Origin of the sequence: Yoonia sp. R2-816 (assembly GCF_046762905.1) — a bacterium.
Taxonomy (GTDB): Bacteria; Pseudomonadota; Alphaproteobacteria; order Rhodobacterales; family Rhodobacteraceae; genus Yoonia.
In genome coordinates this window covers 272841-281249 of the sequence record NZ_JBKQXN010000182.1, presented here as the reverse complement: position 1 = coordinate 281249, position 8409 = coordinate 272841, and the positions used below count along the sequence as shown (strand labels likewise).

Here is an 8409-nt window from a genome sequence, read left to right as displayed (position 1 = left end):
CAGGCCTGCCCCAGACCCGCGACGTGATCGCCCTGATCAAGATCGACGGTGAAGTCGTCGCGTCCAAACCATTCGACGTCAACTAAGCAAACACCCCATCCCACAAAAAGGCCGGCCATCACTGGAGGACCGGCCTTTTTTTGTAGTTTAGAACCATTCCAAACCTTGACTTGCCACAGTGCGAGGCGCATATCTAAAGCCTGACAAAAAAGGTTGGCCCGATGTTCATTCAGACTGAATCGACCCCAAATCCCGCAACACTCAAATTCCTGCCCGGCCAGAATGTGCTTGAGGTCGGCACAGCCGATTTTCCAAGTGCGGAAGCTGCGGAAAACTCGCCATTGGCCAAGCGTATCTTTGCCACCGGCGGTGTCACGGGCGTGTTCTTTGGCATCGATTTTGTGACTGTGACCAAAGAAGACAACGTGGAATGGGATCATATCAAACCCGGTATTCTGGGTGCGATCATGGAACATTACCAGTCTGGCCAGCCGGTGATGGCCGACGATCATAAACCCGCCAGCGGCCACGCCGAACATTCCGGTGAAGACAGCGAAATCGTGGGCCAGATCAAGGAGTTGCTGGATACCCGCGTGCGCCCTGCCGTGGCACAGGACGGGGGCGACATTACGTTTCACGGCTTTGATCGTGGCATCGTCTATCTGCACATGCAGGGGGCCTGTGCCGGTTGCCCATCATCGACCCTGACCTTGAAAATGGGGATTGAGAACCTGTTGCGCCACTACATCCCCGAAGTGGTCGAGGTGCGCCCGGTTGCCGCCTGACGTCAAGCTGATTGCATTTGATACATCGGCGGCGCATTGCGCCGCCGCTTTGCTGTTGGGCGATAGCATCGTGACCCGAGTTGATGAAATGGCCAAGGGACAGGCCGAACATTTGATGCCCATGCTGGAGCAGATGGTGGCAAAGGCCGGGATTGGCTGGGCCGATCTTGACGGCATTGGTGTCGGGACCGGCCCGGGGAATTTCACCGGTATTCGCATTGCGGTTTCCGCCGCCCGTGGGCTGGCGCTTGGTCTGGGTAAACCGGCTATCGGGGTCGATGGGTTTGCGGCGCGTGCCTATGGTGCCACACGGCCCTTCACGGCGATTATTCCGGCCCCGCGCGATCAGGCCTATGTCCAGTTTTTTGACGCAGACGGTAGTGCGTCCAAGCCAGCATTGATGGGTAAGGATGCATTGCCTGCGATGATGTCACTGTCTGCGCCCGCCAAGCTGATCAGCGCGGTGGCCCGGATTGCCGCAGAGCGGTTGGGGGACGATAATCCGCGACCCGCGCCGCTTTATATACGTGATGCGGATGCCGCCCCGCCACGCGATCCGGCGCCCACGATCCTGCCATGACGCCCGAGACACTGGCGACGCTGCACGCAACCGCCTTCAGCGCGACGCGGGCCTGGTCAGAGGCCGAGTTCGCGGCCCTTTTGGCCCAGCCCGGCACAGTGGCGTGTGGTGATGACAGCTGTTTTGCCCTGATCCGCGTGACGCTGGATGAGGCGGAATTGCTCACCCTCGCCACTCATCCCGCGCGCCGGCGGCAAGGTCTGGCCCGATCCGTGTTGAACATGGCAGAGATCGCAGCGGCGGATGCTGGTGCGGCATCCATGTTTCTGGAGGTGGCCGAAGACAACACGGCGGCCAGAGCGCTTTACGATATCGCCGGCTATGCCCAGGTCGGCCGCAGGCCGGGCTATTATCTGCCCAAAGATAGCGCGCCTGTGGCCGCGCTGGTGTTGCGCAAACAACTGATAGGTGATTGACCAAAGGTCAGCCCCCAAATAATGGGCATTTCCGGGCTCGTTCCTGCCTTGTTCACCAAAAACCGGTTGATATTCCCCGCGTAGACAGGCCTTATCCTGTGATGGACCGGCAACGACCGGCTCGACTTTCATCGGGGTGACCGGCAATGGTCACGGGTCACCCTGTAGTTCAACGACCTGGGAGACGATAAATGACCCTTATGCAAAAATTCCTCGGCGCTTCTGCCGCATTGGCCCTGTCGGCCGGTGCCGTTGCAGCCGACCCTGCCATCCTGTTCGATCTTGGCGGCAAGTTCGACAAGTCCTTCAACGAAAGCGCCTATAACGGGGCAGAGCGTTGGGCGCAGGAAACCGGTGGTTCCTATGCCGAAGTGGAAATCCAGTCTGACGCCCAGCGCGAACAGGCGATCCGCCGTTTCGCTGAATCAGGTGCCAACCCGATTGTTATGGCCGGTTTTTCATGGGCGACACCGCTGGCCGAAGTGGCCGCTGACTATCCCGATACCAAGTTTGCAATCATTGACATGGTTGTTGATGCGCCAAATGTCCGCTCCGTCGTGTTCAACGAACATGAAGGGTCTTATCTGGTTGGCATGATGGCGGCGATGGCGTCTGAAACCGGCACGGTCTCCTTTGTTGGTGGCATGGACATCCCGCTGATCCGCAAGTTTGCTTGTGGTTATGCCCAAGGCGTCAAGGCGGTGAATGCAGATGCAAATGTGATCGCAAACATGACCGGCACGACACCGGCCGCCTGGAACGACCCGGTGAAAGGGTCCGAACTGACGCTGGCCCAGATCAGCCAGGGTTCTGACGTTGTGTTTGCTGCCGCTGGTGGTACCGGCGTCGGCGTGTTGCAGACCGCTGCTGACGAAGATATCCTGTCCATCGGTGTGGATGCCAACCAGAACTACCTGCACCCTGGCGAGGTTCTGACATCGATGATGAAGCGCGTGGACAACGCGGTTTATGAAGCCATGTCACAGGGCGCTGACCTTGAAACCGGCTTCAACGTTATGGGCGTGGCCAACGAAGGTGTGGGTTATGCGCTTGACGAATTCAACGCAGAGCTTGTGTCTGACGAGATGAAGGCCGCTGTCGATGCTGCCGCTGCAGAAATGGCGGCCGGTACGCTGGTTGTGCATGACTATTCCAGCGACGAAAGCTGCCCAGCTCTCGACTTCTAAGACTGCCTTCTAGGCCAAGACAACGAAGGGCCGCGCTGGGAACAGCCGCGGCCCTTTGCACAGCAAACGGAGCGATGAGATGGCAGATAGCATAACGATATTTTTCGAAGCATGGGGAATGTCAGATCATGACGCGCGCATTTCAGCCATTCAAAGTGCCGTTGATGCCAAGGCCCTCTACACCGATCCGCGCACCGAGGCACCGCTGTCCGGCCCCGACGCCATCGCCGAATATGTCGGCATGTTTGCAAAATCCGCACCGGGTGCAGTCGCAGAGGTCGCTGACGCGTCTGAGCGCGATGGCGTGACCCGGGCCACGATCCTTTTCAAGATGTCTGATGGCATGCAGCAGACCGGCCAGTATTTCGTGGAACGTGGCGATGACGGGCTGATCACCCGCATGGTGGGCTTTGTCGGAACAGGATTGCCATCATGACCGAACAAGCGCCCGCCATTGAACTGAAAGGCATTTCCAAGGCGTTTGGCCCGGTCCAGGCGAACAAGGATATTTCGATCCGGGTGATGCCCGGCACCATCCACGGCATTATCGGAGAGAACGGCGCGGGAAAATCAACCCTGATGTCGATTTTGTACGGGTTTTATAAGGCTGACGCGGGCGAAATCTTTATCTCCGGTCAGAAAACTGCAATTCCCGATAGTCAGGCGGCCATTGCTGCGGGCATCGGCATGGTGTTCCAGCACTTCAAACTGGTCGAAAACTTCACCGTGCTCGAGAACGTCATTCTCGGCGCCGAGGATAGCGGTCTGTTGCGCCCTTCGCTGACCCGGGCGCGCCGGGAATTGAAGAACCTTGCCCAGGAGTACGAACTGAATGTGGATCCGGATGCGGTCATTCAGGATGTGGGCGTGGGCATGCAGCAGCGGGTGGAAATCCTCAAGGCGCTTTATCGCAAAGCCGATATCTTAATCCTGGATGAGCCGACCGGCGTACTGACCCCCGCCGAAGCCGACCACCTGTTCCGCATCCTTGAAAACCTCAAGCGCGAGGGCAAGACGATCATTCTGATCACGCACAAGCTGCGCGAGATTATGGAAATCACTGACACTGTCAGCGTCATGCGACGTGGCGAGATGACCGCGACTGTCAAGACGTCTGAAACCAGCCCGCCGGAACTGGCTGAACTTATGGTGGGCCGCAAGGTCCTGCTGCGGGTCGACAAGGCCCCGGCCCAGATCGGGCGCAAAATCCTGGAAGTGCGCGACCTGAACGTGACCGACGAAAAGGGCGTGCATCGCCTGAAGGGTATCAGTTTTGATGTGCATGCCGGTGAAATCCTCGGGATTGCCGGTGTGGCTGGGAATGGGCAGTCAGAGCTGCTTGAGGTTTTGGGCGGTTATGAAAGGGCGACCGGGTCCATCAGAGTCAATGGGGAAGAAATTGACCTGACCGGTGCCAAGTCCGACGGCCAAAGCCGCCGCCTGCGCGGGATCGCCCATGTGCCAGAGGATCGGCAGCGCGAAGGGCTGATCATGGACTATACAGCCTGGGAAAACACCGCTTTTGGCTATCACCATGCCGATGAGTATCAGAAATCCCGGCTGTTCATGGATAACGCCGCTATCCGGAAAGATACCGAAGAAAAGATGGCCCGTTTTGATGTGCGCCCGCCCGACCCGAAACTCGCCGCCAAGAGTTTTTCCGGCGGAAACCAGCAGAAAATCGTGCTCGCCCGCGAGATTGAACGCAATCCTGACCTGCTGCTTGTGGGCCAACCGACACGAGGTGTGGACATTGGTGCTATCGAATTTATCCACCAGCAGATTGTTGCACTTAGGGATCAGGGCAAGGCAATCTTGTTAGTTTCTGTGGAGTTAGAGGAAATTTTGTCGCTCTCGGACCGGATCGCCGTTATGTTTGACGGAAAAATGATGGGCGAGCGGATGCCTAACGAAACGAACGAAAAAGAGCTTGGTCTTCTCATGGCAGGGATGACGACCGAGCCGAAGGGGCCATTGCACGAAGCGGTCGAGGGCAAACTTGCCACCGCTGGCAGTGTCGCGGCCAAAGGGGTCTGAGGCATGGATGTGATGCCAAAATGGGCCGATGTCGTCCTGATCCCGCTGATTTCGATCCTTTTGGCGGCGATCCTGTCTGCGTTAGTGATCCTCGCCATTGGTGAAAATCCATGGGAAGCGCTGAAACTAATGGTATCGGGGGCGCTGGGGTCGACCTATGGCTGGGGTTATACGCTGTATTACACGACCAACTTCATCTTTACGGGGCTGGCTGTCGCCATCGCCTTTCACGCCCGCATGTTCAATATCGGCGGTGAAGGCCAGGCGCTGCTGGGTGGCCTGGGTGTGGCGGTTGTCTGTCTGTTCATTCCGTGGCCACATTGGACGCTGGCCTTGCTGGGCTGCATTATCGGTGCCGCTCTTTTTGGTGCTGCCTGGGCTGCGATCCCCGCCTTTCTGCAGGCCAAACGGGGCAGCCATATCGTGATCACCACGATCATGTTCAACTTCATTGCAGCCGCCCTGCTGAACTATTTTCTGATTGGCGCACTCAAGGTGCCGGGATCAATGGAACCGGCCTCTGCCAAATTCCCCGAGGCCACGCATCTGCCATCCTTCCAGGACATGTTCAGCTCTGGCGAAGCCACGTTGTTTCGCGGTGCGCCTGCAAACGTCACGTTCTTTGTGGCTCTGGCGGCCTGCGTTGGCCTTTGGGCGCTGATCTGGCGCACACGGCTTGGCTATGAAATCCGGGCTTTTGGGAATTCGGAATCGGCCGCGAAATATGCGGGCATCAGCCCGACCAAGATCATCATGGTCTCCATGCTTATCTCAGGCGGGCTCGCCGGCATGATGGCCATCAATAACGTACAGGGCGAGGCCGAACGGCTGGTTCTGAACGCAGTCGAGGGCGCTGGCTTTATAGGCATCGCCGTCGCACTCATGGGGCGCAGCCACCCGTTTGGGGTGTTCCTTGCGGCCCTTCTTTTCGGCTTTCTATATCAAGGCGGCGCAGAACTCGCCCTATGGACGTCGATCCCCCGGGAACTGATCATCGTAATACAGGCATTGGTGATCCTGTTCACGGGCGCACTGGATAACATGGTGCGCATGCCGCTCGAGCGGCTATTCCTATCAATGAGGAGAGCAAAACAATGATGGCAGGACCATATAAAATCGGTGTCGAGGATGACACCGGTGCCGATCTGGGCTTTGTGCTCAGTTGTCTGGCACTTGGCATGATCACGATGGACGAATTCCACCAATGGATTCACCACGTGATCGATCAGACCCCCGGCGGCGACGTGCCCCCACATCTGGTGGCCCTCTTGGCCGTCAAGAACCGGACCAATGTCTTTCGCCCCAATCAGGCTGTGATGCGCCGTATTCCGCATGATCCGTTCATCACCGATGACCGGTTCGATGCAATGCTGGGGCTGCAGTTCTTTCTGCGGGTCGATCGCACGCAGGCCAATGACATCACCCAGGCCGAGGCTGAAGATGCGCTGCGACGCAATCCAGAGGTGGCTGACCGGTTCTTTGCCCTGTTCCCGTTCCTGATGGAGAAAGTGGCCTAAATGGACTTTGCGACCCTTCTGCAGATGCTGGACGCCACCGTGCGTCTGGCAACCCCGCTTCTGCTGGCCTGTCTTGCAGGCCTTTATTCAGAGCGGGCCGGTATCTTTGATATCGGGCTGGAAGGGAAAATGCTGGCGGCGGCGTTTCTGTCGGCAGCTATTGCCGCTGTTTCCGGCAGTGTCTGGCTTGGTCTTTTGGCGGGCATTGGCGCGTCGATCATTCTGTCTATTGTGCATGGTCTCGCCTCGATCACGTTTCGGGGCAATCAGCTGATTTCCGGTGTCGCGATAAACTTTCTCGCCGCAGGGCTAACGGTTGTGATTGCGCAAAGCTGGTTCCGTCAGGGTGGGCGCACCCCGCAGCTGGCGGGCGATGCGCGATTTAATCCCATTGAACTGCCCTTTGCCGAGGCGCTGCGTGACGTTCCGGTATTCGGCTCAATCTATTACGAACTGATTTCGGGCCATACGATCCTTGTCTATATTGCAATTTTGATGGTGCCCCTCACCTGGTGGATCCTTTTTCGAACCCGCTTTGGCCTGCGCTTGCGCGCAGTTGGCGAAAACCCGGCTGCCGTCGACACCGCGGGTGTTTCAGTGGTCTTTCTGCGGTACTCGGCCGTCGCGATCTGCGGGATTCTCTGCGGGATTGCCGGGGCCTATCTGGCGACAGCTCTGCAGGCCGGTTTCGTCAAGGATATGAGCGCCGGACGTGGCTTCATCGCGCTAGCCGCCCTGATTTTCGCCAAATGGCGTCCTTGGTATGCACTTTATGCCTGCCTGCTGTTCGGCTTCCTGCAGGCCATGTCCCTGCGCTCTGACGTGATCGAAGGTGTGCTGGGGTTCCAGGTCAATGGTCAGCTTCTGGACGTTCTGCCATACATCCTGACTGTGGTTATCTTGGCCGGTTTCGTGGGCAAGGCGATCCCACCGCGCGCTGGGGGCGAACCTTATGTCAAAGAACGCTGAGGCGCTTGCCGATCAGATCAGGCAGGTGGCGGGCGATGCGCCGGTTCGCGTCGGTCTGATCCTTGGTTCGGGCCTTGGTCATATTGCGGACACTGTCGATGGTGTCGCCATTCCCTATGATGAGTTGCCCGAATTTCCCCATGCTGGCGTGTCCGGCCATAACCCCAATCTGGTGATTGGCGAATTGGAGGGCGTGCGCGTTGCCGTTTTTGGCGGGCGGTCGCATTACTATGAACGAGGGCGGGCCGATGCGATGCGGCTGCCGCTGGAGGTGCTGCGCGCGCTGGGGGCCGATACGGTGATTGCGACCAATGCGGCGGGCTCGATGCGGACTGATATGCCGACCGGGTCGATCATGTGCCTGTCAGACCATATCAATTTCTCCGGCCTGAACCCGCTGATTGGGGAACCGACAGATGCCCGCTTTGTTCCCATGAAAGACGCATATGATCCTGACATTCGGGGCGCCCTACGGGCGGCTGCCGATGCGACGGGTACCAACATGGCAGATGGTGTCTATGCCTGGTATTCCGGGCCATCGTTTGAAACCCCCGCCGAGATTAAGGCGATCGCCATGCTGGGGGCCGATGCGGTTGGCATGTCGACCGTGCCAGAGGTGATCCTGGCTCGGTTTCTCGGCCTGAAGGCCGCTGCAATTTCGACCATCACGAATATGGCCGCCGGGATGAGCGATGAATCCATCAGTCACGAACACACCAAGGCAATGGCACCCATCGGGGCCGCAAAGCTGGAGAAGGTGCTGCGCAGGTTTCTGCAAGACCTGAAGTAGGTCCAGTTTTGCCACAGTGATGACTCCACGTGGCGGAAATGCTGCGATTGCAGCATATTTCCGCGAGCGGGATTTGACAGAACGGTCACAAAGGTCTTTGTTGCGGCCAGCGGCACAAGCGCCCCGGA

At 58.3% G+C, this 8409-nt stretch carries 11 protein-coding genes; 10 read left to right on the top strand and 1 reads right to left on the bottom strand.

Annotated elements, in window-relative coordinates:
* A partial coding sequence (locus ACFWW2_RS09430) for a hypothetical protein (RefSeq protein ID WP_393927748.1) occupies positions 1–191 on the bottom strand: 191 nt, incomplete at its 3' end.
* A 30-nt stretch (positions 192–221) separates the two neighbouring features.
* Here ACFWW2_RS09430 and ACFWW2_RS09425 point away from each other — a divergent pair.
* The 10 genes from ACFWW2_RS09425 to ACFWW2_RS09380 all read left to right on the top strand — a co-directional run bounded on the left by ACFWW2_RS09425 (position 222) and on the right by ACFWW2_RS09380 (position 8281).
* Complete coding sequence (locus tag ACFWW2_RS09425; protein WP_393927747.1) at positions 222–785, top strand: NifU family protein; 564 nt, start codon at positions 222–224, stop codon at positions 783–785.
* Positions 775–1365: a tRNA (adenosine(37)-N6)-threonylcarbamoyltransferase complex dimerization subunit type 1 TsaB gene (tsaB, locus tag ACFWW2_RS09420; RefSeq protein WP_393927745.1), complete on the top strand. Its 591-nt coding sequence runs from the start codon at positions 775–777 to the stop codon at positions 1363–1365. Before ACFWW2_RS09425 ends, tsaB begins: the two co-directional genes overlap by 11 nt.
* Positions 1362–1781, top strand: a complete 420-nt coding sequence (locus tag ACFWW2_RS09415; protein WP_393927743.1) for a GNAT family N-acetyltransferase — start codon at positions 1362–1364, stop codon at positions 1779–1781. The genes tsaB and ACFWW2_RS09415 overlap by 4 nt, the downstream gene beginning before the upstream one ends.
* Positions 1782–1972: 191 nt before the next feature.
* Entirely contained in the window at positions 1973–2968 is a 996-nt protein-coding gene (locus ACFWW2_RS09410; protein WP_393927741.1) for a BMP family protein, read from the top strand.
* A 79-nt stretch (positions 2969–3047) separates the two neighbouring features.
* Positions 3048–3404: a molecular chaperone GroEL gene (locus ACFWW2_RS09405; RefSeq protein WP_393927739.1), complete on the top strand. Its 357-nt coding sequence runs from the start codon at positions 3048–3050 to the stop codon at positions 3402–3404.
* Entirely contained in the window at positions 3401–5005 is a 1605-nt protein-coding gene (locus ACFWW2_RS09400; protein WP_393927738.1) for an ABC transporter ATP-binding protein, read from the top strand. The genes ACFWW2_RS09405 and ACFWW2_RS09400 overlap by 4 nt, the downstream gene beginning before the upstream one ends.
* Before the next feature lie 3 nt (positions 5006–5008).
* Complete coding sequence (locus ACFWW2_RS09395) at positions 5009–6103, top strand: ABC transporter permease (protein WP_393927736.1); 1095 nt, start codon at positions 5009–5011, stop codon at positions 6101–6103.
* Entirely contained in the window at positions 6100–6522 is a 423-nt protein-coding gene (locus ACFWW2_RS09390) for a hypothetical protein (RefSeq protein WP_393927734.1), read from the top strand. The genes ACFWW2_RS09395 and ACFWW2_RS09390 overlap by 4 nt, the downstream gene beginning before the upstream one ends.
* Positions 6523–7491 carry an ABC transporter permease gene (locus ACFWW2_RS09385; protein WP_393927732.1) on the top strand — a complete coding sequence of 323 codons (969 nt, stop codon included), beginning with the start codon at positions 6523–6525 and terminating at the stop codon, positions 7489–7491.
* A complete protein-coding gene (locus ACFWW2_RS09380) occupies positions 7475–8281 on the top strand; it encodes a purine-nucleoside phosphorylase (protein ID WP_393927730.1) in 807 nt (268 codons plus the stop codon). Before ACFWW2_RS09385 ends, ACFWW2_RS09380 begins: the two co-directional genes overlap by 17 nt.
* Positions 8282–8409: the final 128 nt, after the last annotated feature.